Genomic DNA, 25,198 nt, shown 5'->3' with positions numbered 1-25,198 from the left:
TCCCTGTCCACGCATCGAGCGTAATAATTCGTTTCAACGCTGGTAGCTCATCATTTCTCATCTCGCCTGCTAAACCAAGTCGGAATATGTTTTAGCGACACACAGTAAACAATGACATACACAACTCCATATCCTTACTCCGTTACAGTTTCCCCGATTAAAATAATGAATAAAAAGTGAATTCGTTCCATACAGAAGCAACTTCCTTTACTTCATGATTGAGATCAATGCTGCATGCCCACTTCCCGCGGGTATTATTCACTCTCAAGTTTGAACCGATCAGTATGAATTCATATTCATGAATTTCAATTTGAGAAAATAATCAGAAAATTTAACTTGGCGTTGATAATGAAACAAATATGCTGAACGCCTTGAGGAAGGATTAAAAAACAGGTCAGAAGAGTTAAGTAGTAAGATTTTTATTTGCCGGAGAACGGCTTAAATCTTCTCCGGCATCGACATCAGCGCAAAGCCTGATGGCATTGCGCCATCAGGCTTTGCGTGTTAATCGCGGAAGTTCTTGAACTGGAATGGCTGGCCTAGGTCGCCACCGCGCACTAAGGCCATAACCGACTGCAAATCGTCACGAGATTTACCAGTGACGCGAATTTCTTCGCCCTGGATCTGCGTCTGTACTTTGAGTTTGCTGTCTTTAATCAGTTTGACGATTTTCTTCTGAATCGCACTTTCAATGCCCTGCTTCAGCTTAGCTTCGACAAACCAGGTTTTCCCGCTATGTACAAAGGCTTCCGGCACATCGAGCGAACTTCCCTCAATGCCGCGCTTGAGTAGCTTGGCGCGAAGAATATCCAACAGCTGATTGACCTGGAAATCAGACTCGCTCAGTACCTTGATGGTTTTACTGGTTTCGTTCAGCTCAAAGGTGGCTTCAACATTACGAAAATCAAATCGTGACTCGACTTCGCGGCTTGCGTTTTCGACCGCATTACGCGCTTCCTGAAGATCGACTTCAGAGACAATATCGAAAGATGGCATCTTTTCCTCTCCTTCCGTTTCTTTTGCGTTGCATAATACCCACAACGCGGCATAACTCAACTTGTTATCCCGGAAGCTTAGCTGATAACGCTATACTTTAGCTACAAGCGCCTGGGAAGTCGCAGGTGAGGAGGAATAATGAAAGTAACCGTACTGGGATGCGGTGCACTGGGACAATTATGGTTAACCGCGCTGTATAAAAACGGACATGAGGTCCAGGGCTGGTTACGCGTCCCGCAACCATTTTGTAGCGTTAATCTTATTGAGACTGACGGTAGTAATTTCAATGAATCAATGACCGCTAACGATCCTGATTTTCTCGCCACCAGCGATTTGCTACTAGTGACGTTAAAGGCATGGCAGGTTTCGCAGGCGGTGAAAAATCTGGCCGCTATATTACCGGCTTCAGCCCCTATTTTGCTTATTCATAACGGCATGGGCACCTTGAATGAATTAAAAAGCATCAAGCAACCTCTGTTGCTGGCGTCCACCACCCACGCCGCACGCCGCGATGGCAATGTCATCATTCACGTCGCGCAGGGGACTACCCATATCGGGCCTGCTAAAAGCTATAGCCAGGATTACAGCGGCCTCGCTGACATCCTGCAAAACGTACTGCCGGATGTCGCCTGGCACGACAACATTCATCCGGCATTATGGAGTAAGCTGGCCGTCAACTGCGTCATTAACCCCCTGACCGCGCTGAAAGATTGCCGAAATGGCGATCTGCGTGATTTCCCGCATGAGATCAATGCCATTTGTCAGGAAGTCGCAGCGGTAATGGAGCGCGAAGGAATTCATACATCGGCGGAAAACCTGTTATTGTATGTGAATCAGGTCATTGAAAGTACTGCAGATAATATTTCATCGATGTTGCAGGACATCCGCGCGCAGCGGCATACGGAAATCGACTATATCACTGGTTTTCTGCTTAATCGCGCACGCGCCCACGGCCTGCCTGTGCCGGAAAATGCCCGTTTATTTGAACAGGTAAAGCGAAAGGAGAATATTTATGAACGCGTCGGCACTGATTTGCCTCGCCCCTGGTAGCGAAGAGACCGAAGCGGTCACCACTATCGATTTATTAGCGCGCGGCGGCGTGAAAGTGACCACCGCCAGCGTCGCCAGTGATGGCAATCTGACCATTATCTGCTCGCGAGGCGTGAAGCTCGTCGCGGATGCGCCGCTGGTCGAAGTCGCCGATGGCGATTTTGATATCATCGTTTTGCCTGGCGGTATTAAGGGCGCCGAGTGCTTTCGCGACAGCCCTTTGCTGGTAGAAACCGTACGACAATTTCATCTATCCGGGCGCATTGTGGCGGCTATCTGCGCCGCGCCAGCGACCGTTCTGGTGCCACATAATCTGTTTCCTATCGGCAACATTACCGGTTTCCCGGCGCTAAAAGAGCAAATCCCCGCCGAACAGTGGCAGGATAAGCGCGTCGTTTGGGATCCAAGGGTTAATTTGTTGACCAGTCAGGGTCCAGGAACATCCATTGATTTCGCTCTCAAAATGATTGACCTGCTGGTTGGCCGTGAAAAAGCGCATGAAGTTGCTTCGCAGTTGGTCATGGCTGCTGGCATCTATAATTACTACGAATCCTGATAGCCGGTCCGCGCAGCGGACTGGCGCCCCTTATTTCCTGAGGAGCCGTAGCATGTCCCGTAGCGCAACCGATTCTCGTGACCTCGTCATCAGCCGCTGGCTCAGCGCCCCCACTGCAGCTCTCTGGCGCGCGTGGGCCGATCCGGCATTACTCAAAACCTGGTGGTGCCCGAAACCGTGGTATACCGACGTCCTGGCTTTTGATTTGCGTCCTGGCGGGGCTTTCCACACCGTGATGCACGGCCCTGACGGTGAACGTAGCGATAACCCCGGCTGTTTTCTTGAAGTCATTCCGCAGCAAAAAATAGTTATGACCTCAATGCTAACTGAGAACTTTCGGCCGGCCGTTACCCCTTTTGCCATGACGGCTATTATTACCTTTGTGGATGAAAACGACGGTTGTCGCTATACGGCAACGGTACTGCATGCGGACGCGGAAACCCGAGAGCAGCATGAAAAGATGGGATTTTTTGAAGGCTGGAATATCGTTATCGATCAGTTGAATGCACTGGCGATGACGCTACGCTAACCCCCAGATGTAAAAAAGCCTTCCCTTAGGGAAGGCTTTTTCATAAGTACAGGCGAATTACGGACGATACACTTTCACGTTAGTAAAGCCCTGCTCGCGCAGGTATAGCGCCTGCAGACGGCTCATCACGCCGCGTTCACACCACAACAGCCAGGTTTTACTCTGATCGAGATTGCCAAATTGGGTGCTCAGTTTATAGAACGGCAGCGAAACAACATCGACGCCTTCCACTTTCAATGGCTTATCATCCTGCTCATCGACAGAACGAATATCGAGAATCACGTCGTTCGCGCTGAAGCCGCTGACGGTTTCGACTTCCACCACGTCCTGCTGCGTTTGCTGAGCGATGTCGCGAATGTCGATGTTATTCGCTTCCTCAACCACTTTATCCAGAATGCTAAAATCGAAGTTTTCTTCTTCCGCTTCGATCTTCGCTTTTACCGCTTTCACGGTTGGGCTCTTCGAGATAACGCCGCAGTATTCCGGCATGGTGCGGGCAAAATCTTCCGTACCGATTTCGCGTGCAAGATTGATGATGTGTTCTTTATCATGCGAAATCAGCGGACGCAGGATCAGCGTGTCGGAGACATTGTCGATAAGACGCAGGTTGGTCAGCGTCTGACTGGATACCTGGCCCAGCGCTTCGCCGGTCACCAGCGCCTGCACGCCATAACGCTCAGCAACTTTCGATGCCGCACGCACCATCATACGTTTGAGCACCACGCCCATCTGGCCATCATCGACTTTTTCAAGGATTTCGCCAACCACCGGCTCAAAATTGATTGCCACGAAGCGAACACGATGAGAACTGCCGAAGCGGTTCCACAAATAGTGCGCCACCTGGCGAACACCGATTTCATGCGCGGCGCCGCCGAGGTTGAAGAAGCAGTAGTGTACGCGACAGCCGCGACGCATCAGCATATAGCTGGAGACGCCGGAGTCGAAGCCGCCGGAGATGAGCGACAGCACATCTTCCTGAGTACCGATAGGGAAGCCGCCAATACCTTCATAGCGCCCTTTCACCAGCAACAGACGATCGTTTTCGATCTCCAGATTAACCGTCACGTCCGGGTCGGTGAGCTTCACGCGCGCCGATTCGATATGCTGGTTCAGGCCGCCGCCAACGTAGCGCTCAACCTCAATTGAGGTGAATTCATGTTTACCACGGCGCTTCACACGTACGCAGAAGCTTTTGCCTTCGAGCTGCTCGCGCCACAGCGGTAATGTCTGCTCAAAAATATTGTGCAGCGAGGTGAAAGGAACGTCTTCCACTTCCAGAATATGGTGAATGCCCGGGATACGGGTCAACGCGTCGCGAATAGCCGGTCGCTGGTTTTCGTCTTTCGCGCGAACTTCGATATGATCCCAATGACGAACGACGGCGAGCGTCTCATCATAGTTTTTGAGAACGTTACGAATGTTCCCGGTTAAAATTTTAATAAAGCGCAACCGCACAGATTGGCTTTTGATGGTGATTTCCGGGAACAATTTAATGATAAACTTCATAGCGACATTAGTTCGTTGGCAAGCCCGACGGGGCTTTAAGCAAAAAAATTGTACAGGCGCAACACAGCGTCTGCATCCAGGGCGCGGAGTATACCATCATTGTTCGCTTTTCGCCTGGCATTGCGCATTTTCGCAAAAATGTATCCGTAGGGTGAATGCCGCGAGTTTGCTTAACCGCCCGACTCCGTTACCATACTGATAGCCATCGAGACATAACAAGAGTCTATATTCACTATGCCAAAGAAAAATGAGGCCCCGGCCAGCTTTGAGAGCGCTTTAGGCGAACTCGAGCAGATCGTTAATCGTCTGGAAAGCGGCTCACTACCGCTGGAAGAAGCGCTCAGCGAATTTGAACGCGGCGTGCAGCTCGCGCGCCAGGGGCAGACGAAACTGCAACAGGCCGAACAGCGTGTCCAAATCCTGCTGGCCGATAGCGAAGATGCGCCGTTGACTCCCTTTACGCCGGACGCTGAATAAATGGACTTCCCGCAACAATTACAGGCCTGTGTCTCCCAGGCCAATGACGCGCTGCGCCGTTTTATCTCTCCGCTGCCGTTTCAGAACACTCCGCTGGTTGAAGCCATGCACTATGGCGCATTATTAGGCGGTAAACGCCTGCGCCCTTTCCTGGTTTACGCCACCGGCGAGATGTTCGGCGTTAGCCGTTCTACGCTGGATGCCCCAGCCGCCGCCGTCGAATGTATTCATGCCTACTCGCTGATGCATGACGATCTGCCGGCGATGGACGACGACGATCTGCGCCGCGGTCAACCCACGTGCCACATCAAGTTTGGCGAAGCGAACGCAATTCTTGCCGGCGACGCCCTGCAAACGCTGGCATTTTCTATACTGAGTGATACGCCGATGCCGGAAGTGCCGGATCGTGACCGTCTGGCGATGGTTTCCGAACTGGCCCAGGCCAGCGGCGTCGCCGGAATGTGCGGCGGTCAGGCGCTGGATCTCGAGGCGGAAGGCGAACAGGTCAATCTACAGGCGCTGGAGCGAATTCATCGCCATAAGACCGGAGCGCTTATCCGCGCGGCGGTTCGTCTTGGCGCGCTGAGCGCCGGCGAGCGTGGCCGTCAGGCGCTGCCAGCGCTCGATCGCTTCGCTGAGAATATCGGCCTCGCCTTCCAGGTGCAGGATGACATTCTCGATGTGGTAGGTGATACTGCGACTCTTGGCAAACGTCAGGGTGCCGACCAACAGTTAGGCAAAAGTACCTATCCGGCGCTTTTGGGTCTTGAGCAAGCCCAGCAGAAAGCGCGCGATCTGATTGCCGATGCCCGCCAGGCTTTAGATGAGCTGGCAGCGCAATCGCTGGATACCACGGCACTGGAAGCGCTCGCTAATTACATTATTCAGCGCGATAAATAAACAATAAATGAGTCTCTGATGAGTTTTGATATTGCCAAATACCCAACCCTGGCGCTGGTAGATTCCACCCAGGAGTTGCGCCTGCTGCCAAAAGATAGCCTGCCTAAGCTTTGCGATGAGCTGCGCCGTTATCTTCTGGACAGCGTGAGCCGCTCAAGCGGCCATTTTGCCTCTGGCCTTGGCACGGTTGAACTGACCGTGGCGCTGCACTATGTCTACAATACGCCTTTCGACCGCTTAATCTGGGACGTCGGCCATCAGGCTTACCCGCACAAAATTCTCACCGGCCGTCGCGATAAAATCGGCACTATTCGCCAGAAAGGCGGGTTGCATCCGTTCCCGTGGCGCGGCGAAAGCGAATATGACGTACTGAGCGTCGGTCACTCCTCTACCTCTATCTCCGCGGGTATTGGGGTCGCTATTGCCGCCGAAAAAGAAGGCAAGCAGCGGCGCACCGTTTGCGTCATTGGCGATGGCGCGATCACCGCCGGGATGGCATTTGAGGCGATGAACCACGCGGGCGATATCAAACCAGACATGCTGGTCGTATTGAACGACAATGAAATGTCGATCTCAGAGAATGTCGGCGCGTTGAACAACCATCTGGCGCAGCTGCTGTCCGGCAAGCTGTACTCTTCGCTACGTGAAGGCGGCAAAAAAGTCTTCTCCGGCGTACCGCCGATTAAAGAACTGCTTAAGCGTACCGAAGAGCATATTAAAGGTATGGTGGTGCCCGGCACGCTGTTTGAAGAGATGGGCTTTAACTACATCGGTCCGGTAGATGGCCACGATGTACTGGGTCTGGTCAATACGTTGAAGAATATGCGCGATCTGAAAGGACCGCAGTTCTTGCACATCATGACCAAAAAAGGCCGTGGATATGAACCGGCTGAAAAAGATCCCATCACCTTCCACGCGGTACCGAAATTCGATCACACCAGCGGTGTGCTGCCAAAAAGCAGCGGCGGCCTGCCAACCTATTCGAAAATCTTTGGCGACTGGCTGTGCGAAACCGCGGCGAAGGATGACAAACTGATGGCCGTCACCCCGGCGATGCGTGAAGGTTCGGGCATGGTCGAGTTCTCGAAGAAATTCCCCGATCAATATTTTGATGTCGCCATTGCCGAACAGCACGCGGTCACCTTTGCCGCCGGGATGGCAATTGGCGGCTATAAGCCGATCGTGGCGATTTACTCAACCTTCCTGCAGCGCGCTTACGATCAGGTGATCCATGATGTCGCCATTCAAAAGCTGCCGGTACTGTTTGCAATCGATCGCGCGGGCATCGTCGGCGCCGACGGTCAGACGCACCAAGGGGCATTCGATCTCTCCTTCCTGCGCTGCATTCCGGAAATGGTGATCATGACCCCGAGCGACGAGAATGAATGTCGCCAGATGCTCTACACCGGATACCACTATAACGACGGCCCTAGCGCAGTACGCTATCCGCGAGGCACAGGTACTGGCGCAGAACTGGCACCACTGGCGTCGCTGCCGATCGGGAAAGGCGTGGTGAAACGTAACGGCGAGAAGCTGGCAATTCTTAACTTCGGGACTTTACTGCCGGAAGCCACTCAGGTTGCGGAAAAACTCAATGCGACGCTGATCGATATGCGTTTTGTGAAACCGCTTGATGAGGCGCTGATCCTGCAGCTTGCCGCCGATCACGATGTGCTGGTCACGCTTGAAGAGAACGCCGTCATGGGCGGCGCTGGCAGCGGCGTCAACGAGCTGTTGATGGCCCACCGTCGCGCGGTACCGGTGCTGAACATCGGCCTGCCGGACTTCTTTATCCCGCAGGGGACTCAAGAAGAAGTTCGCGCCGACCTCGGCCTGGATGCCGCCGGTATCGAAGCCAAAATCCGCGACTGGTTGGCATAATTGCCCATACCGCTCCTGCTATGCTTAAAGGATTCCCTTTAAAGTAGCAGGAGCGTCTTATGCACTACATCCCTCTTGGCGATACCCATCTTCGCGTTTCCCGACTCTGTCTCGGCTGCATGACCTTCGGCGAGCCTGACCGCGGCAATCACGCCTGGACGCTGCCCGAAGAAAGTAGCCGTCCACTGATTAAACGTGCGCTGGAAGGCGGAATTAACTTCTTTGATACCTCGAACAACTATTCCGATGGCAGCAGCGAAGAGATCCTTGGCCGCGCGCTGCGGGAATATGCTCGCCGCGATTCGGTGATCGTCGCCACCAAAGTTTATCATCAGGTCGGCGATCTGCCGCAGGGGCTGTCACGCGCGCAAATCATGCGATCCATCGACGATAGCCTGCGCCGTCTGGGAATGGACTATGTCGACCTGTTGCAGATCCACCGCTGGGATTACGCCACGCCCATCGAAGAAACGCTGGAGGCGCTCAGCGATGTCGTTCGCGCCGGGAAAGCGCGCTATATCGGCGCATCATCTATGCATGCCCGACAGTTCGCCCAGGCGCTCGCTCTGCAGGAACAGAACAATTGGGCGCGCTTCGTCACCATGCAGGATCACTACAACCTGATTTATCGCGAAGAAGAAAACGAGATGTTGCCGCTATGCCAGCGCAAAGGAATTGCGGTCATGCCGTGGAGCCCGCTGGCGCGCGGCCGTTTGACGCGGCCATGGGGAGAAACGACTGCACGCCTCGTCTCCGATGAGTTCGGTAAATCGCTGTATAGCGCCACCGACGCCAATGATGAGCAGATAGCGCAGAAGCTGGAGGAAGTGGCTGAAGAATTAGATGCCAACCGCGCACAGGTGGCGCTGGCCTGGCTCTTAAGCAAGCCCGGCGTGGCTGCGCCGATTATTGGCGCCTCGCGTCAGGAACAGCTGGATGAGCTCCTGCATGCCGTCGATTTAACCCTGACGCCGGAACAGATCGATAAGCTGGAAGCGCCCTATCGGCCCCACCCAATCGTCGGCTTCAAGTAACACCGCAATTTAAACCCCGGCCGTGCCGGGGTGCAGATTTAAATTAGACCTATCGGCCAGTGGTGGCCTATCAGATAAAGTACGCCGGCGGAGATCACCCCGGCGACGATATCGTCGACCATGATCCCCATTCCGCCATGGATGTTGCGGTCGAACCAACGAATTGGCCATGGCTTCCACATATCGAAGATACGGAAAATAACGAAACCGGCAGCCACCCACTGCCAGTCCATCGTCGGTAACGCCATCAGGGTGATCCACATCCCGACAAACTCATCCCAAACGATGCTGCCGTGGTCATGGGTGCCCATATCTTTGGCCGTACGGTGACAAAGATAGACGCCGATACAGATGCTCATCATCACCACCAGCGAATAGAGCTGCCAGGGGAGAAAGGTCATCAGATACCAGAACGGAATCGCCGCCAGCGACCCCATCGTTCCCGGAACCACCGGACTCAGCCCGCTACCGAACCCGGTCGCCAGCAGGTGCCAGGGATTGCGCATATTAAGGCGGCTTTTCGCCTCGTCTCTACTGCGTGCCAAAATGATCGTACCCCTTTAAATCCAATTTAATCGGCTTACCCTCACGGGTAAACTGCAGTCCATCTGCTTCCGCCACGATCTGGCCGATACAGGTAAAACGCGCGCCTAGCTGACCAATCGCGACATCGAGCGCCCCGCGGTTGAGCTCAGGTACGGTAAAGCACAGCTCATAATCTTCGCCGCCGGCGAGCGCCCAGCGCAGCGCCTGCTCAGGATCAACCTGGCGCAGCATGGCATCGGAATACGGCATCGCATCGAGATCGATACGCGCGCCGCAGGCGCTGGCCTTCAGGATATGACCAAGGTCAGAAATCAGACCGTCAGAAAGATCGATCGCTGAATTGGCCAGATCGCGCAGCGCCTGGCCCTGCAGTACGCGGGGCATCGGACGCAAATGGCGCGCCAGCAGGTAATCGGCATCCGCTGGCGAATCAACCGTTAACCGGTCCTGTAAAAGCGCCAGCCCGGCGGCGCTATCACCGGGCGTGCCGGTGACATAAATCCAGTCGCCTGGCTTGGCACCGGAACGCTTCATCGCGCGGCCCGGCGGTACAAAGCCGTGGATACCCAGCGTCATCGATAGCGGCCCACGCGTGGTGTCGCCGCCGATTAGCTGCATATCGTAATAGTTAAGCTGGACAAACAGACTGTCGCTAAAGGCTTCAAGCCACGCTTCGTCTGCTTCCGGCAAAGTGAGCGCCAGCGTCAACCACGCCGGTTCCGCGCCCATCGCCGCCAAATCGCTCAGGTTCACCGCCAGCGCTTTATAGGCCAGGTCGGCAGGGTCGATGTCGGCTAAAAAGTGGTTGCCCGCCACCAGGGTGTCGGTGCTGATTGCCAGCGTTTTTTTCTCAGGGATATTCAGGAGCGCGCAGTCATCGCCGATGCCGGTTTCAACATCAAGGCGGGCGCTTTTAACGCGATCAAAATAACGGGCAATCAGGGAAAATTCGCCGCATGCCATACGTTATGCCTCAGCAAAGAAAAGAATAAGGCCGGGTTCGCAGGATCTGATCCTACAAAGCCCGGCCTGCAGTTTACTTTTTGCGGGGACGGATTACCGGGGCCGCTTTATCCAGCACGCCGTTGACAAACTTGTGGCTATCTTCAGCGCCGAAGGTTTTCGCCAGCTCGATAGCTTCGTTGATAGCCACTTTATACGGCACGTCGTCACGCTTCGACAGCTCAAACAGCGCAATACGCAGTACCGCTTTTTCTACCTGACCCAGCTCTTCCAGCTGGCGCGACAGGTATGGCTTCATCAGACCGTCGAGATACGCGCTGTTAGTCGCCACTCCGGACAGCAGTTCACGGAAATACAGAACGTCTACATCTTTTACATCCTGTTCCGCCAGGAACTGGTATTCAACATCAGCGATGTCGTTCTGGGACAACTGCCAGGAGTAGAGCGCCTGGACGGCACACTCACGGGCGCGGCGACGAGCAGCAGGTTTCACGGAATTCCCCTTACAAAAAATCAGGCCTTGATGGCTTTCAATACGTTAATCATTTCCAGCGCGGTCAGCGCGGCTTCTGCGCCTTTGTTACCGGCTTTGGTGCCAGCGCGTTCGATGGCTTGTTCAATACTTTCAGTAGTCAGAACACCGAAGGCTACCGGGATTTCACTGTCCTGAGCGACGTGCGCCAGGCCATTGCTTGCACCGCCAGCCACATATTCAAAGTGGGCGGTACCGCCGCGAATCACCGTACCCAGCGCGATCACCGCGTCATATTTACCGGTTTTTGCCAGTGCGCCAGCCGCCAGCGGCAGCTCATACGCGCCTGGAACCCAAACAACGGTGATGTTTTCATCTTTTACCTGACCAATGCGCTTGAGGGCGTCAATCGCGCCTTTCAGCAGGCTGTCATTGATAAAGTTGTTGAAACGCGCAATGGTGATGGCGACGCGAGCGTCCGGGGTAGCAACGTTAGCTTCAATAATGTTCATACTCTTCCTTCGGGTTCATGTGCCCCGCAAGGGGGGCGGATTTTATCATAATATTCTGGGCGCTGCTTCCTAATATTAGGAATACATCACGCAGTCGTTAAATGCAGGCAGACATCGGGTCCGACCTGACGTATCTCGTTGAATTTGAAATGGGGGGCCTGGCTCAGTTTCTCAAGCCCCGGCAGCGCGCATAAACCGCGCGCGTCACTGCCTAACAGTTTAGGCGCAATGTAGACGATAAGCTCATCCACCAGCCCGGCCTGTAGCAAAGCGCCGGCCAGCGTCGGCCCCGCTTCCACCCAAATGCTGTTCACCTGCTGTTTACCAAGCTGCATCATCAGCAGCACGAGATCGAGATGGCCGTTATGTTCCGGCACCAGCAAGGTACGCACATTGTCAGGCCAGGTACGTTCATCGGCATGGGTGCGGGCAAACAGGGTTTCACCTTGCTGATGAACAATTCGATGCTCAGGCGTGACGCGGTTTTGGCTATCGATGACGATACGCAGCGGTTGACGCAGATTTTCCTGCGGATAGAGCGCCTGCGTATCGGCGCTCAGCTCTTGCCAGCGCACGGTCAACGCCGGATCGTCCGCCAGCACGGTCGCGCTGCTGGTCAGAATAGCGTGGCTCTGCGCGCGCAGGCGCTGCACGTCGCGCCGCGCCTGCGGCGAGGTGATCCACTGGCTTTCGCCGCTGGCCATCGCCGTACGGCCATCAAGCGAAGCGCCCATCTTCAGTTGGATCCACGGAAAACCGGTGCGCATCCGCTTCAGAAAACCTTTATTCAGCGCTTCCGCTTCATTCATCATCAGCCCATGGCTGACGTCAATACCTGCCTGCTGCAGGCGATACAGGCCGCGACCGGCCACCTGCGGATTCGGGTCCTGCATTGCCGCTACCACGCGAGCAACGCCCGCGGCGATCAGCGCATCGCAGCACGGCGGCGTGCGGCCATGGTGGCTGCAGGGCTCGAGAGTGACGTAGGCGGTCGCGCCTTTGGCTTTCTCGCCGGCCATACGCAGCGCGTGCACTTCGGCGTGCGGCTCGCCGGCCCGATAGTGGAAGCCCTCGCCGACGATCTCGCCGTCTTTTACAATCACGCAGCCGACGTTGGGATTAGGATGGGTAGTAAAGCGTCCGCGCGCGGCAAGCTTCAGCGCTCGCGCCATGTACATTTCGTCCTGCATGGCTTAGTCCTGTAAACGGGCGATTTCTTCGCCGAACTCTTTAATATCTTCGAAACTGCGATAGACGGAAGCGAAGCGAATATAGGCGACCTTGTCGAGCTTCTTCAGCTGTTCCATCACCAGATTACCGATCATTTTACTCGCGACTTCACGTTCACCGGTGCCGCGCAGATGGGTTTTGATGTGATTTACCGCCATTTCGACGTCATCGGCGCTGACCGGCCGCTTTTCCAGCGCTTTCAACATCCCGCTACGCAGCTTGTCTTCGTTGAAAGGTTCGCGCACGTCGTTGCTTTTTACCACCCGCGGCATTACCAGTTCCGCCACTTCAAAAGTGGTAAAGCGTTCATTGCAGACCAGACACTGCCGACGACGACGCACGGAGGAGCCTTCGCCGACCAGGCGAGAATCGATGACTTTGGTATCCACGGCGAAACAGAAAGGGCAATGCATGGCGCGTCCTGACAGGTAGTTAATCTGAAGGGTAGTTTACCCTGAAGTCAGCGGACTACAAAGAAAGAGCTTTTGAGACAAAGGATCTATGGTAGGCCAATTCAGTTTAGCTACCATTAATCATCCTCTGTAAACGGAATCCTGACCATGACAAGACGTTACCTACAACTGGCTATCATCGGCAGCCTGTTCACCCTTACCGCCTGCGCCCAGCAAAGCGAAGTTCGTCAGATGAACGAGAGCGTCAGTACGCTGAGCAAAGAGATGACCCAGCTGAATCAGCAAACGATAAAAATCACTCAGCAAAACGCACTGAATGCTAAATCCACCAGCGGCGTCTACCTGCTACCGGATGCTAAAACGCCGGCGCGGCTGGAGAGCCAGATCGGCACCCTGCGCATGTCGGTGGGCAGTATTACGGCCGATGGCGACGGTTCGCGCCTGACCTTACGTATCCAGGGCGAGTCTAACGATCCGCTCCCGGCCTTCACCGCGACCGTCGCTTCCGGGCAGATCAGCGGTACCACCCACAGCTATCAGGAAGTCAACGTCCAGGATCAGCTGATTAGCGCCCCGGCCAGCATCCTGGCGCCCAGCGATGTCGATATCCCGCTGCGCCTGAATGTGACGCCTGATAAAGTCGGCTTTATTCGTATCCACGATATCCAACCTGCCAGCGCGCAGTAAGCGCTCACGCCGGGCAAAACGGCCCGGCGCCCCACTTTTCATCTATCGAAGTTATCCATTTACAACTTTTCATAAGAGTTCATTAGAAATCGCTCCTGAAGGCGATTTTCAGTAGCATTTTGTCAAGAAATGCATAGAATCGTGAACGCAATCGATTACGCATGTTCTGGTTATGTGAAACAACACGTATTTTTGTGAGCAATGATTTCTATAATAGACCCCCACAGAAAGACGAAATATTTAGCAACGCTTCGGCAATTTTCTTAACGCCTTTTGGCTTAATTTAAACAGTGGCATCAACATGAAAAAAACATTACTGGCAGCGAGCGCTGTTGTGGCGCTTTCCGCTTCTTTCACCGCTGGCGCGGCAGAAACTGAAAAACCGCAGTACCTGTCTGATTGGTGGCACCAGAGTGTGAACGTGGTCGGTAGCTACCACACTCGTTTTGGACCGCAGATCCGTAACGATACCTATCTGGAATACGAAGCGTTTGCTAAAAAAGATTGGTTTGATTTCTACGGCTATATCGATGCGCCGGTCTTCTTCGGCGGCAACAGCACGGCGAAAGGTATCTGGAACAAAGGCTCCCCGCTGTTTATGGAGATCGAACCGCGTTTCTCTATCGACAAGCTGACCAACACCGATCTGAGCTTCGGGCCGTTCAAAGAGTGGTACTTCGCGAACAACTATATCTACGATATGGGCCGCAACGACTCTCAGGAGCAAAGCACCTGGTATATGGGTCTGGGTACCGACATCGATACCGGTCTGCCGATGAGCCTGTCGCTGAACATCTATGCTAAATACCAGTGGCAGAACTACGGCGCCTCCAACGAAAACGAGTGGGACGGCTACCGCTTCAAGGTGAAATACTTCGTTCCGCTGACCGACCTGTGGGGCGGTTCGCTAAGCTATATCGGCTTCACCAACTTCGACTGGGGTTCTGACCTTGGCGACGACAACTTCTACGATATGAACGGTAAGCACGCGCGTACCAGCAACTCTATCGCGTCCAGCCACATCCTGGCGCTGAACTACGCGCACTGGCACTACTCTATCGTCGCGCGTTACTTCCATAACGGCGGCCAGTGGGCTGATGATGCTAAGCTGAACTTCGGCGATGGCGATTTCAGCGTACGCTCTACCGGCTGGGGTGGTTACTTCGTTGTCGGTTACAACTTCTAATTGCTAATACAGCAAGACAGCGCCCGGGACGCGTTTTACGCCAACCGGGCGTTTTTTTATTGCTCCTCACATCTCACCTTACGTAAGAAATCGCTCAATGAACGGTCGGCGCACTCGCTGAAACGACGCTCGATCGCCCTTACCTCCAGACAACGGTCGAGTCGAAAGTTACGATAATCACTGCGCAGTTCGCACCAGGCCACCAGCAGCCAGCGCTCCCCCCAGAAAAACAGCCCCAGCGGCAGCACTTCACGCCGCGTTACCTGACCGGATTCATCCTGATAGTGAAGCTGCAACACCTGCTGATTGGATACGGCCTGATGGATAACGTCAAAATGGGTTTTAGCATAACGATGCGCGCCAAGGTCGGGGGCAAACAGCCGGGTCTGCTCCGCTTTGCGCCGCCTCTCTTCCGGCAAAATCGCCAGCATTTTTTCCTGGGCTGACTCCAGCGACTGCGAAAGCGCATCGCCGCCCCAGGTTTTTAACAGTCGAATCGCCGCAATGAGCGCTTCGGATTCTTTGGTGGTCAACATGAGTGGCGGCAGGTCGTAACCCGCCAGCAGACGATAACCGCTCCCGGCCTCGCCCTCAACCGGGACGCCTGAGAGCGAGAGGTCGCGGATATCGCGATAGACGGTACGCTCCGACACGCCCAACCGTTCCGCCAGCAGCGCGGCGGTAGTTAGCCGCCTGCCGCGCAGGATCTGCACTATCTGAAATAAACGGTCGGCGCGTCGGGTCATTTCTCGTTTCGCTAAATAGTCAGGTTAAGCTGGTTGATGCAAACCTACACGGTTGCCTTCGCTGTCGGTAAACAGGGCGATGGTGCCAATATCATTCGGCAGCGCCAGCGGGCCAAATACGCACGCTCCTCCCGCCGAGGCGATACGATCCAGCGTCGCGGCAAGGTTGTCGGTATGCAGATAAATAATAGCGCCCTGCGGCGATGGCGCGATACCGTCAAATTTAGCCAACGCGCCGCCGGGGGCCGGGTCCTGATGTGGGAAGACGGCCAGGTCCGCGCAATCCATGGTTTCACGACGTAACGTCACCTGCATTACCGACTCATAAAACGCGACGGCGCGATCCATATCTGCGACCGGAATTTCAAACCAGTTAATCACGTTGTTCATACTTCCTCCTGCTCGTTAGTGAGTTCACAAGCAGTGTACGAGAGGGCTCCTGACAGCATACTGTCAGCAGGTTTCAGGCAGGCAAAAAAAATCCCGGCCATCGAGGCCGGGATTGCTTTATCTCAACTGAACTCTATTACGGCAGAATGGACGGCTGATCCGCCCCTTCTTTTTCGACCTTCTGCTGGATCAGATGCTCGCGCTTCATGCCCAGTTTCAACGCCAGCGCGGACGCGACGTAGATAGAAGAAGCCGTACCGATGGATACACCGATCAGCATGGTCAGCGAGAAGCCTTCCAGAATCGGGCCGCCGAAGAGGAACAGCATCAGGATCACCATCAGGGTGGTACCGGAGGTGATCAAGGTACGGTGCAGCGTCTGGGTCAACGACACGTTAAAGATTTCGTACGGCGTACCGCGACGGATCTTACGGAAGTTTTCACGGATACGGTCCGATACCACGATACTATCGTTCAACGAGTAACCGATGACCGACATCAATGATGCGACGATGGTCAGGTCAATCTCGATATGGAACAACGACAGCACGCCCATGGTAATCACCACGTCGTGCGCCAGTGCGATAACGACCCCTGCCGCCAGTCGCCATTCAAAGCGGAAGCCGACATAGATAAGGATACACACCAGCGCCGCAATCAGCGCCAGAGCGCCAGTTTGCGCAAGGTCCGCGCCCACGCTCGGGCCAACGAACTCAATACGTTTCACCGTCGCGCTTTGGCTGGTCGATTCGTTAATTACGTTAACGACTTTGCTGCCCAGCTCCTGGCTGCCGTTGGCATCGTGTACCGGCGGCATACGCACCATGATGTCGCGGCTGCTGCCGAAGTTCTGCAGCTGCGGCTCCTCAAAGCCCGCTTTCTGCAGCGAATCGCGCAGCTGGTCCATATCAACCGGTTTTTCGAGGGTAATTTCAATCACCGTACCGCCGGTGAAATCGAGACCCCAGTTAAACCCGCGGACGCCGATGATGGCGATCGACACAATCAGCAGAAAACCTGAAATGCCGAAGGCCCAGTAGTCCCAGCGCATAAAGTCCCAGACTTTACGGCCGTGGTTCAATTGTTCAACAGTATATTCCTGTGCCACAACGCACTCCTCAGATAGACAGCTTTTTCACGCGCTTGCCGCCGTACAGCAGGTTCACGATGGCACGGGTGCCGACGATAGCGGTAAACATTGAGGTCGCGATACCGATACCGGTAGTAATCGCAAACCCTTTAATGGCACCGGTACCGACCGCGTACAGGATGATAACCTTAATTAGCGTCGTCACGTTGGCGTCGAAGATAGAGCTAAATGCGCCCTTATAACCTTCGTCAATCGCCTGCTGAACGGTACGTCCGTTGCTCAGCTCTTCTTTGATACGCTCGTTAATCAGTACGTTAGCATCGACCGCCACCGCAAGGGTTAAGACGATACCCGCGATCCCCGGCATGGTCAGCGTTGCCCCAGGAATCAGGGACATAATGCCGACAATCAGCACCAGGTTAGCAATCAGCGCAGAGGTCGCAATCAGGCCGAACTTCTTATAGAAGAAGATCATAAACAGGATAGAGACCACCAGACCGGCCAGACACGCTTCCAGGCCCTGCTTGATGTTCTGCATACCCAGAGTCGGGCCGATAGTACGCTCTTCAACAATCTGAATCGGCGCAATCAGGGCGCCCGCACGCAGCAGCAGAGAAAGCTGACGCGCTTCGGTCGGGTTGCTGATACCGGTGATACGGAAGCTATTGCCAAGGCGAGACTGGATATTGGCGATGTTAATCACCTCTTCCTCTTTCGCAAGGATAGCGCGACCGTTGGCATCTTTCTTACCGCTGTCTTTGTACTCCACGAACAGGGTCGCCATCGGTTTACCGATATTGTCCTTGGTGAAGTTAGACATGATGTTGCCACCTGCGCTATCGAGCGAGATGTTAACCTGCGGCTGGTTGTACTCGTCCATGCTGGAAGTGGAGTCGGTGATATGGTCGCCGGTCAGGATCACGCGCTTATACAGCACCACCGGACGGCCTTCACGGGTGTCTTTCACTTCCGAATCGCCCGGTACGCGGCCAGAAGCGGCTGCGGACTGATCGACGTTGGTGTTCACCAGACGGAATTCCAGCGTCGCGGTCGCGCCAAGGATTTCCTTCGCACGCGCGGTATCCTGGATACCCGGCAGTTCAACCACGATACGGTCGGAACCCTGACGCTGAACCAGCGGTTCGGCCACGCCGAGCTGGTTTACACGGTTACGCAGAATGTTGATGTTCTGCTGAACGGCGTATTCACGGGCTTCTTTCAGACGTTCGTCGGTCATCACCGCTTTCAGCGCATTGTTACCCTGGCTTGAAATAACCAGATCGCGATGGCGCGGGCTGAGATAAGAGATAGCCTGGTCGCGCGCCGCGCTGTCGCGGAAGACGATGCTCAGACCGTAGTTGTCTTCCTTACGCACGGTAGAGTAAGGAATGCCTTTGTCACGCAGCTCGCTGCGCAGGCTATCGATGTTTTGTTCCTGCAGTTTGCCTAATGCGGTGTCCATGTCCACTTCCATCAGGAAGTGCACGCCGCCGCGCAGGTCAAGACCCAGCTTCATCGGCTCGGCATACATCGCCGCCAGCCAGCGCGGGGTAGCAGGAGCAAGGTTTAGCGCCACGACGTATTTGTCACCCAGCAGATTAACCAGCGCTTCGCGCGCTCGCAGCTGAGTGTCGGTGGTGTCGAAGCGCGCAAGAATTGCGCCCTCTTCCAGTGCCACAGACTTCGCGGTGATTTTTTCTTCTTGTAAAGTTTTCTGGACCTGGATCAGCGTTTGCTCACTGGCGGCGACGCCGCGCGCGCCAGTGATTTGAACAGCCGGATCCTCACCATACAGGTTGGGAAGCGCGTAAATCAGGCCGACGATAATCACGACGACCAGCATAACGTACTTCCACAAAGGATAACGGTTTAACACGGCAGTTCCCTTAGGGAAAATGGTAATTACAGCGCCTTCATGGTGCCTTTCGGCAGAACGGCAGCTACGAAGTCACGTTTGATAACCACTTCGGTGGTATCGTTCAGCGCGATAGCGATGTAGCCGTTTTCCGCGACTTTAGTCACGCGACCAACCAGACCGCCGTTAGTCAGGACTTCATCACCTTTGGCGATGGAGTTCATCAGATTCTTGTGCTCTTTAGTACGTTTCTGCTGTGGGCGCAGGATCATGAAGTAAAAAATCAGACCGAACACCACCAGCATCAGAATCAGAGACATTGGGCTGCCCTGCGCCGGCGCGCCGGTTGCTGCTACCGCATCAGAAATAAAAAAGCTCATTGAAATTCCCTCATTATTAAAATTAATCAACGTTCAAAGGAGGAACGGAACGCCCCTGACGTTGGTAAAAATCGGTCACGAAGCTCTCTAATTTACCCTCTTCGATAGCCTTGCGTAAACCAGCCATTAAACGCTGATAGTAGCGCAGGTTATGAATGGTATTGAGGCGCGCGCCCAATATTTCGTTGCAACGATCAAGATGATGCAAGTAAGCACGTGAATAATTGCGACACGTATAGCAATCGCACTCGGCATCCAGCGGCGATGTATCGCTTTTATGCTTCGCGTTGCGGATTTTCACTACGCCATCGGTCACGAACAGATGGCCGTTACGCGCGTTGCGCGTCGGCATAACGCAGTCAAACATATCGATGCCGCGACGTACCCCTTCCACCAGGTCTTCCGGTTTCCCGACGCCCATCAGGTATCGCGGTTTATCTGCCGGGATCTGCGGGCAAACGTGCTCCAGGATACGGTGCATGTCTTCCTTCGGCTCGCCGACAGCCAAACCGCCGACAGCGTAGCCATCAAAGCCAATCTCTACCAGACCTTTAACCGAGATATCTCGTAAATCTTCGTAAACGCTGCCCTGAATGATGCCAAAGAGCGCGTTTTTGTTGCCGAGGCCATCGAAACGGTCGCGGCTGCGCTTGGCCCAGCGCAGAGACATTTCCATCGAACGCTTAGCGTAATCCCAGTCCGCCGGGTACGGCGTACATTCGTCGAAGATCATCACGATATCGGAACCGAGATCGTACTGAATCTCCATCGATTTTTCCGGATCGAGGAAAATCGGATCGCCGTTGATCGGATTGCGGAAGTGCACGCCCTGTTCGGTGATCTTACGGATATCGCCAAGGCTGAAGACCTGGAAGCCGCCGGAATCGGTGAGGATCGGCCTTTTCCACTGCATGAAATCATGCAGGTCGCCGTGCAGCTTCATGATTTCCTGGCCCGGGCGCAGCCAGAGGTGGAAGGTGTTGCCGAGGATGATTTGCGCGCCGGTGGCTTCAACTTCTTCCGGCGTCATCCCTTTGACGGTGCCGTAGGTGCCAACGGGCATGAAGGCTGGCGTTTCAACCACGCCGCGATCAAACACCAAACGGCCGCGACGCGCGCGGCCATCGGTGGTATCAAGTTCAAATTTCATCATTGCTCCTGCGTCAGAAAAACAGTCCGACGTTTAAATACTCGCCACGGAATGATTCCGTGGCTAAAAAATGCGTCAAGGCGTCAGAAAGCCGGCGTGCCGGCCTTTTTAGGGACGCTCAGAAATAGCCTGCGGATTGTACGTGATAAACATCGCGTCCCCGTAGCTAAAAAAGCGATATTTTTGTTCTACCGCAGCCTTATAGGCGTTCATGGTGTGCTGATAGCCAGCGAAAGCGGAGACCAGCATAATCAGTGTGGATTCAGGGAGATGGAAGTTAGTCACCAGCGCATCGATGACTTTGTACTGATATCCCGGATAGATAAAGATCTGCGTATCGGCAAAGAACGGCTCAATCAGGCCATTTTTAGCCGCCTGCGCCGCGCTTTCCAGCGAACGCACGGAAGTGGTGCCGACGGCGATGACGCGGTTACCGCGCGCTTTCGCCGCCAGAACCGCATCGACCACATCCTGCGGCACTTCCGCATATTCAGAGTGCATGATGTGCTCTTCGATGCTGTCAACGCGCACCGGCTGGAAGGTTCCTGCGCCAACATGCAGCGTCACAAACGCCATCTCAATGCCTTTCGCGCGCAGCTTTTCCAGCAGCGGATCGTCAAAATGCAGGCCGGCGGTCGGCGCGGCGACCGCGCCCGGCTTGGTGCCGTAAACCGTCTGGTACAGCTCGCGATCCGCGTCTTCGTCCGGGCGGTCGATATACGGCGGCAGCGGCATATGACCGATGCTGTTCAGGATATCGAGCACCGGGCGCTCATCGTTGAATTCAACTTCAAACAGCGCGCCGTGGCGCGCCAGCATCGTGGCGTTAATGCTTTCGTCATCGCCTAACAGCAGCTCCGCCCCCGGCTTCGGCGCTTTAGAGGCGCGAATATGTGCCAGAATACGTTTATCATCCAGCATGCGCTCGACCAGCACTTCAATCTTGCCGCCGCTGGCTTTACGCCCAAACAGACGCGCCGGGATCACCCGGGTGTTGTTAAAGACCAGCAGATCGCCAGGGTTGAGCTTATCGAGTAGATCGGTGAAAGTACCGTGCGTCAGCGCGCCCGTCGGCCCGTCCAGCGACAGCAAGCGGCAGCTACTGCGCTCCGGCTGCGGATAGTGAGCAATCAGGGATTCAGGTAATTCAAAGGAAAAATCGGTAACGCGCATGACGATGACTCAGACTAAATAAAGAGGCGGGTAGTCTAGTGCCGGGCGGGTCTTCCTGCAACCGTTACCCTATTCAACGCTGGATATAATAGCGGAATACCATGATTAACCAGCAAGAACGGCATGGCCGTGTGAAGGATTGAAGTCGATATGAATTTTCTCGCGCATTTACATCTCGCCCACCTTGCGGATAGCTCGCTGCCGGGCAACCTGCTGGCCGATTTTGTCCGCGGTAACCCGCAGGGCGAGTATCCTGCGGATGTGGTTGACGGCATTTATATGCATCGGCGTATAGATGTAATAACCGACAATCTGGCGGAAGTCAAAACGGCGCGCGAATGGTTTCGCCCCGAGACCCGCCGCGTCGCGCCAATTTCCCTCGACGTGATGTGGGACCATTTCCTGTCGCATCACTGGGCGCAGCTGTCGCCGGATCTGCCGCTAAACGAGTTCGTCCGCTACGCCCACGCGCAGGTGGCGCAAATTCTGCCGGATTCGCCGCCGCGCTTTGTTAATCTCAACGAATATATGTGGTCCGAACGCTGGCTGGAACGTTATCAGGATATGGAATTCATTCAGCGCGTCCTGAACGGTATGGCCAGCCGCCGCCCGCGCCTCGATGCGCTGCGTGATTCATGGTACGACCTTGATAACCACTATGGACAACTGGAACAGCAATTCTGGCGTTTTTATCCGCGAATGATGGACCAGGCGAAAAAGAGAACGCTGTAAAACCTTGCGCTTTCTCACAAAACGATTATTCTGAAAGCGCTATTGAATAATTATCAATAGGCAAAACCTATCTCATCGATTGTCAGCGCCGCATTGAGTTCCTGCCCGCCTCTGCCTATACTGGCCCGCGTTGCGTTCCAATTAACCTTAGTAATAACAGGAGAATCATATGGTTCTGGTTACTCGTCAGGCTCCGGACTTTACCGCTGCAGCAGTATTAGGTAACGGCGAAATCGTTGAAAAATTCAACTTCAAACAGCACACCAACGGTAAAGCTACCGTCCTGTTCTTCTGGCCAATGGACTTCACTTTCGTTTGCCCGTCTGAACTGATCGCTTTCGACAAGCGCTACGAAGAATTCCAGAAACGCGGCGTAGAAGTGGTTGGCGTTTCCTTCGACTCCGAGTTCGTTCACAACGCATGGCGTAACACCCCGGTAGACCAGGGCGGTATTGGCCCGGTTAAATACGCGATGGTTGCCGACATCAAACGTGAAATTCAGAAAGCTTACGGTATCGAGCATCCGGACGAAGGCGTTGCGCTGCGCGGTTCCTTCCTGATCGACGCTAACGGCATCGTTCGCCACCAGGTTGTTAACGACCTGCCGCTGGGCCGTAACATCGACGAAATGCTGCGTATGGTTGACGCGCTGCAGTTCCACGAAGAGCACGGTGAAGTTTGCCCGGCTCAGTGGGAAAAAGGAAAAGAAGGTATGGCCGCTTCTCCGGAAGGCGTAGCTAAATACCTGACTGAAAACGTATCCAGCCTGTAATCGGCTAGACGTTTCCATAAAAAGGCTCGCCAATGCGAGCCTTTTTTGTACCTGTTATATTCGCTGTAGTCCCGGTAAGCGTGGCGCCACCGGGCAAAAGTATCAGAACGCGAAGCAAGAACAGCCTAATACGCCCCAGAAAGCCTGCTCATCCGCCACCGGAATCGACGACTTGCGCGCAATATCATGCTGATGTCCGTGCACGCCGCAGCTGCCGCAGCACTGGTGCATCTGCACTACCGCGCCAATCTTCGCGGCCGCAGGCGGCGCCGAGCGATAATGCCCTGGCACTTTTACCACCGGCGACCACTCCGGCAATACCGGAATTGGCGGCGGCGCCAGCGGCGAGAAATGACCGGCCGCGTACACTACCTTGCCATCCACTACCGTCAGCACTGACTCTATGCCCTTAATTTCTTCTTCGGCAACGCTGAAGTAGTCTTTTGACAGCACCACCAGGTCAGCCAGTTGCCCTTTCTCAATGCGTCCTTTTTTACCCTGCTCGCTGGAGAACCACGCGCTACCGGCGGTCCATAGCTCAAGGGCGACGTCGCGCGGCAGACGGTTGTTATCGTCGTACATCGCCATGCCGCCGACGGTACGCCCGGAAACCAGCCAGTACAGCGCGGTCCATGGGTTATAACTGGCGACGCGGGTCGCATCGGTCCCCAACCCTACCGGCACGTCCAGTTCCAGCATTTTCGCCACCGGCGGCGTATGTTTCACCGCCTCTTTGCCGTAACGATCGACGAAATATTCCCCCTGGAAGGCCATCCGGTGCTGTACCGCGATGCCGCCGCCTAACGCCTTCACGCGTTCAATATTACGTTCGGTGATGGTTTCGGCGTGGTCAAAGAACCAGTGCAGGCCGTTAAATGGAATATCGCGGTTCACCTTCTCGAACACATCCAGCATTCGGCTAATCGACTCATCGTAGGTGGCATGCAGACGGAACGGCCAGCGGTGTTCTACCAGATGACGAACCACCCGCTCCAGCTCATCCTCCATGCCTTGCGGCAGATCCGGCCGCGGCTGCAGGAAGTCTTCAAAATCCGCCGCCGAGAAGACCAGCATTTCACCAGCGCCGTTGGCACGGTAGAAATCGGTGCCCTGCCCCGGCTTCAGCATGTCGGTCCAGCGCTCGAAATCTTCCAGCTCCTGCTTCGGCCTCTGGGTAAAGAGGTTGTAGGCGATACGCACGGTCATCTGCTCTTTGGCGTGCAGTTGCTCGATAATTTCGTAATCTTCCGGGTAGTTCTGGAAACCACCGCCGGCATCGATAGCGCTGGTTAATCCTAAACGGTTCAGTTCGCGCATAAACTGGCGCGTGGAGTTAACCTGGAGATCGAGCGGCAGCTTCGGTCCTTTGGCCAGCGTGGCATACAGGATCATGGCATTCGGTTTGGCGATCAGCATCCCGGTCGGGTTGCCGTTGTTATCGCGAACGATCTCGCCGCCCGCCGGGTCCGGCGTCTCTTTGGTATAGCCAACGGCTTTCAGCGCCGCGCGGTTAAGCAGCGCGCGATCGTACAGATGCAGCACGAATACCGGCGTGTCAGGCGCCGCTTCATTCAGCTCTTCCAGCGTCGGCATGCGGCGTTCGGCAAACTGGAATTCGCTCCAGCCGCCGACCACCCTCACCCACTGCGGCGACGGCGTACGATCGGCCTGATCTTTTAGCATACGCAGCGCATCCGCCAGCGAGGGCACGCCTTCCCAGCGCAGCTCGAGGTTATAGTTCAGGCCGCCGCGAATCAGGTGCAGGTGGGAGTCGTTAAGACCCGGGATCACCGTATGGCCTTTAAGATCGACAATTTGCGTCCCCTCGGCGGCGAACGTCATGATTCGATCGTGGCTTCCGGTCGCGAGAATTTTTCCATCGGCGATGGCCACGGCTTCCGCCAGTGGGTTCGCGCGATCGAGCGTATGAATCTGACCGTGGGTCAGAATCAGTGTGGCAGTTTGCGACATA

The 25,198-nt window shown here is 55.0% G+C and carries 27 protein-coding genes; 11 read left to right on the top strand and 16 right to left on the bottom strand.

The window, feature by feature from the left end:
* Nucleotides 1–504: 504 nt before the first annotated feature.
* Complete coding sequence (locus tag PGQ95_RS03480) at nucleotides 505–996, bottom strand: YajQ family cyclic di-GMP-binding protein (protein WP_087860394.1); 492 nt, start codon at nucleotides 994–996, stop codon at nucleotides 505–507.
* A gap of 138 nt (nucleotides 997–1,134) precedes the next feature.
* Between PGQ95_RS03480 and panE the strand changes: the two genes are divergently transcribed.
* From panE to PGQ95_RS03465, 3 genes are read left to right on the top strand one after another with little or no spacing between them, the layout of a single operon-like run.
* A complete protein-coding gene (gene panE, locus PGQ95_RS03475; protein WP_308958233.1) occupies nucleotides 1,135–2,046 on the top strand; it encodes a 2-dehydropantoate 2-reductase in 912 nt (303 codons plus the stop codon).
* The gene (yajL, locus tag PGQ95_RS03470) at nucleotides 2,009–2,602 is read left to right on the top strand and encodes a protein deglycase YajL (protein WP_308958234.1); all 594 of its coding nucleotides are present in this window, start codon (nucleotides 2,009–2,011) and stop codon (nucleotides 2,600–2,602) included. The genes panE and yajL overlap by 38 nt, the downstream gene beginning before the upstream one ends.
* Nucleotides 2,603–2,654: 52 nt before the next feature.
* A complete protein-coding gene (locus PGQ95_RS03465) occupies nucleotides 2,655–3,131 on the top strand; it encodes an SRPBCC family protein (RefSeq protein ID WP_308958235.1) in 477 nt (158 codons plus the stop codon).
* Between the two features lie 57 nt (nucleotides 3,132–3,188).
* Here PGQ95_RS03465 and thiI read toward each other — a convergent pair whose 3' ends face one another.
* Entirely contained in the window at nucleotides 3,189–4,637 is a 1,449-nt protein-coding gene (gene thiI / locus PGQ95_RS03460; RefSeq protein ID WP_087860398.1) for a tRNA uracil 4-sulfurtransferase ThiI, read from the bottom strand.
* Between the two features lie 234 nt (nucleotides 4,638–4,871).
* On the opposite strand from thiI, the gene xseB reads away from it, so the two are divergent.
* The 4 genes from xseB to PGQ95_RS03440 are packed head-to-tail and all read left to right on the top strand — an operon-like array spanning nucleotide 4,872 to nucleotide 8,929.
* Nucleotides 4,872–5,114, top strand: a complete 243-nt coding sequence (gene xseB, locus PGQ95_RS03455) for an exodeoxyribonuclease VII small subunit (protein ID WP_015367987.1) — start codon at nucleotides 4,872–4,874, stop codon at nucleotides 5,112–5,114.
* Nucleotides 5,115–6,014: a (2E,6E)-farnesyl diphosphate synthase gene (ispA, locus tag PGQ95_RS03450; RefSeq protein WP_087860399.1), complete on the top strand. Its 900-nt coding sequence runs from the start codon at nucleotides 5,115–5,117 to the stop codon at nucleotides 6,012–6,014. It abuts the gene before it with no gap.
* A gap of 18 nt (nucleotides 6,015–6,032) precedes the next feature.
* The gene (gene dxs / locus PGQ95_RS03445; RefSeq protein ID WP_308958236.1) at nucleotides 6,033–7,895 is read left to right on the top strand and encodes a 1-deoxy-D-xylulose-5-phosphate synthase; all 1,863 of its coding nucleotides are present in this window, start codon (nucleotides 6,033–6,035) and stop codon (nucleotides 7,893–7,895) included.
* Between the two features lie 59 nt (nucleotides 7,896–7,954).
* Nucleotides 7,955–8,929 carry an aldo/keto reductase gene (locus tag PGQ95_RS03440; protein WP_045381017.1) on the top strand — a complete coding sequence of 325 codons (975 nt, stop codon included), beginning with the start codon at nucleotides 7,955–7,957 and terminating at the stop codon, nucleotides 8,927–8,929.
* A gap of 38 nt (nucleotides 8,930–8,967) precedes the next feature.
* Here the strand turns inward: PGQ95_RS03440 and pgpA are convergent, their stop codons facing one another.
* The 6 genes from pgpA to nrdR form a co-directional block, all read right to left on the bottom strand.
* Complete coding sequence (gene pgpA, locus PGQ95_RS03435) at nucleotides 8,968–9,480, bottom strand: phosphatidylglycerophosphatase A (RefSeq protein WP_259678433.1); 513 nt, start codon at nucleotides 9,478–9,480, stop codon at nucleotides 8,968–8,970.
* The gene (gene thiL, locus PGQ95_RS03430) at nucleotides 9,461–10,438 is read right to left on the bottom strand and encodes a thiamine-phosphate kinase (protein WP_087860403.1); all 978 of its coding nucleotides are present in this window, start codon (nucleotides 10,436–10,438) and stop codon (nucleotides 9,461–9,463) included. Before thiL ends, pgpA begins: the two co-directional genes overlap by 20 nt.
* 73 nt (nucleotides 10,439–10,511) lie before the next feature.
* On the bottom strand, nucleotides 10,512–10,931 hold the full coding sequence (gene nusB, locus PGQ95_RS03425) for a transcription antitermination factor NusB (protein ID WP_015367993.1): 420 nt from the start codon (nucleotides 10,929–10,931) through the stop codon (nucleotides 10,512–10,514).
* A 20-nt stretch (nucleotides 10,932–10,951) separates the two neighbouring features.
* The gene (gene ribH, locus PGQ95_RS03420) at nucleotides 10,952–11,422 is read right to left on the bottom strand and encodes a 6,7-dimethyl-8-ribityllumazine synthase (protein ID WP_430916977.1); all 471 of its coding nucleotides are present in this window, start codon (nucleotides 11,420–11,422) and stop codon (nucleotides 10,952–10,954) included.
* 86 nt (nucleotides 11,423–11,508) lie between these two features.
* The gene (gene ribD / locus PGQ95_RS03415) at nucleotides 11,509–12,612 is read right to left on the bottom strand and encodes a bifunctional diaminohydroxyphosphoribosylaminopyrimidine deaminase/5-amino-6-(5-phosphoribosylamino)uracil reductase RibD (RefSeq protein WP_087860404.1); all 1,104 of its coding nucleotides are present in this window, start codon (nucleotides 12,610–12,612) and stop codon (nucleotides 11,509–11,511) included.
* A gap of 3 nt (nucleotides 12,613–12,615) precedes the next feature.
* On the bottom strand, nucleotides 12,616–13,065 hold the full coding sequence (nrdR, locus tag PGQ95_RS03410) for a transcriptional regulator NrdR (protein WP_002890417.1): 450 nt from the start codon (nucleotides 13,063–13,065) through the stop codon (nucleotides 12,616–12,618).
* 147 nt (nucleotides 13,066–13,212) lie between these two features.
* Between nrdR and PGQ95_RS03405 the strand changes: the two genes are divergently transcribed.
* Together PGQ95_RS03405 and PGQ95_RS03400 are read left to right on the top strand one after the other, a co-directional pair.
* On the top strand, nucleotides 13,213–13,752 hold the full coding sequence (locus PGQ95_RS03405; protein WP_213794264.1) for a DUF3251 domain-containing protein: 540 nt from the start codon (nucleotides 13,213–13,215) through the stop codon (nucleotides 13,750–13,752).
* A gap of 301 nt (nucleotides 13,753–14,053) precedes the next feature.
* The gene (locus tag PGQ95_RS03400) at nucleotides 14,054–14,938 is read left to right on the top strand and encodes a nucleoside-specific channel-forming protein Tsx (RefSeq protein WP_015367996.1); all 885 of its coding nucleotides are present in this window, start codon (nucleotides 14,054–14,056) and stop codon (nucleotides 14,936–14,938) included.
* A gap of 56 nt (nucleotides 14,939–14,994) precedes the next feature.
* Here PGQ95_RS03400 and PGQ95_RS03395 read toward each other — a convergent pair whose 3' ends face one another.
* The 7 genes from PGQ95_RS03395 to queA form a co-directional block, all read right to left on the bottom strand.
* Nucleotides 14,995–15,684: a helix-turn-helix transcriptional regulator gene (locus tag PGQ95_RS03395; protein WP_213794265.1), complete on the bottom strand. Its 690-nt coding sequence runs from the start codon at nucleotides 15,682–15,684 to the stop codon at nucleotides 14,995–14,997.
* A 24-nt stretch (nucleotides 15,685–15,708) separates the two neighbouring features.
* Entirely contained in the window at nucleotides 15,709–16,074 is a 366-nt protein-coding gene (locus PGQ95_RS03390; protein ID WP_213794266.1) for a VOC family protein, read from the bottom strand.
* A 136-nt stretch (nucleotides 16,075–16,210) separates the two neighbouring features.
* The gene (gene secF / locus PGQ95_RS03385; RefSeq protein WP_015367999.1) at nucleotides 16,211–17,182 is read right to left on the bottom strand and encodes a protein translocase subunit SecF; all 972 of its coding nucleotides are present in this window, start codon (nucleotides 17,180–17,182) and stop codon (nucleotides 16,211–16,213) included.
* Between the two features lie 10 nt (nucleotides 17,183–17,192).
* Nucleotides 17,193–19,040: a protein translocase subunit SecD gene (gene secD / locus PGQ95_RS03380; RefSeq protein ID WP_015704558.1), complete on the bottom strand. Its 1,848-nt coding sequence runs from the start codon at nucleotides 19,038–19,040 to the stop codon at nucleotides 17,193–17,195.
* Between the two features lie 26 nt (nucleotides 19,041–19,066).
* Nucleotides 19,067–19,399 (bottom strand): preprotein translocase subunit YajC, encoded by a 333-nt coding sequence (gene yajC, locus PGQ95_RS03375; protein ID WP_003859109.1) that lies wholly within the window; start codon nucleotides 19,397–19,399, stop codon nucleotides 19,067–19,069.
* A 22-nt stretch (nucleotides 19,400–19,421) separates the two neighbouring features.
* Nucleotides 19,422–20,549 carry a tRNA guanosine(34) transglycosylase Tgt gene (gene tgt / locus PGQ95_RS03370; protein WP_430917259.1) on the bottom strand — a complete coding sequence of 376 codons (1,128 nt, stop codon included), beginning with the start codon at nucleotides 20,547–20,549 and terminating at the stop codon, nucleotides 19,422–19,424.
* Nucleotides 20,550–20,657: 108 nt separating this feature from the next.
* The gene (gene queA / locus PGQ95_RS03365) at nucleotides 20,658–21,722 is read right to left on the bottom strand and encodes a tRNA preQ1(34) S-adenosylmethionine ribosyltransferase-isomerase QueA (protein ID WP_015368002.1); all 1,065 of its coding nucleotides are present in this window, start codon (nucleotides 21,720–21,722) and stop codon (nucleotides 20,658–20,660) included.
* Nucleotides 21,723–21,872: 150 nt separating this feature from the next.
* On the opposite strand from queA, the gene acpH reads away from it, so the two are divergent.
* Together acpH and PGQ95_RS03355 are read left to right on the top strand one after the other, a co-directional pair.
* The gene (gene acpH, locus PGQ95_RS03360) at nucleotides 21,873–22,454 is read left to right on the top strand and encodes an ACP phosphodiesterase (RefSeq protein ID WP_430916974.1); all 582 of its coding nucleotides are present in this window, start codon (nucleotides 21,873–21,875) and stop codon (nucleotides 22,452–22,454) included.
* Nucleotides 22,455–22,623: 169 nt separating this feature from the next.
* On the top strand, nucleotides 22,624–23,226 hold the full coding sequence (locus PGQ95_RS03355) for a peroxiredoxin (RefSeq protein ID WP_015368004.1): 603 nt from the start codon (nucleotides 22,624–22,626) through the stop codon (nucleotides 23,224–23,226).
* A 102-nt stretch (nucleotides 23,227–23,328) separates the two neighbouring features.
* On the opposite strand, the gene PGQ95_RS03350 is transcribed toward PGQ95_RS03355, so the two are convergent.
* Nucleotides 23,329–25,197 carry an amidohydrolase gene (locus tag PGQ95_RS03350; protein ID WP_047740003.1) on the bottom strand — a complete coding sequence of 623 codons (1,869 nt, stop codon included), beginning with the start codon at nucleotides 25,195–25,197 and terminating at the stop codon, nucleotides 23,329–23,331.
* Nucleotide 25,198: the final 1 nt, after the last annotated feature.

The organism is Klebsiella sp. 141240 (genome assembly GCF_050600805.1).
Lineage (GTDB): Bacteria > Pseudomonadota > Gammaproteobacteria > Enterobacterales > Enterobacteriaceae > Klebsiella > Klebsiella aerogenes.
This window is presented reverse-complemented; position numbering and strand designations above follow the sequence as displayed.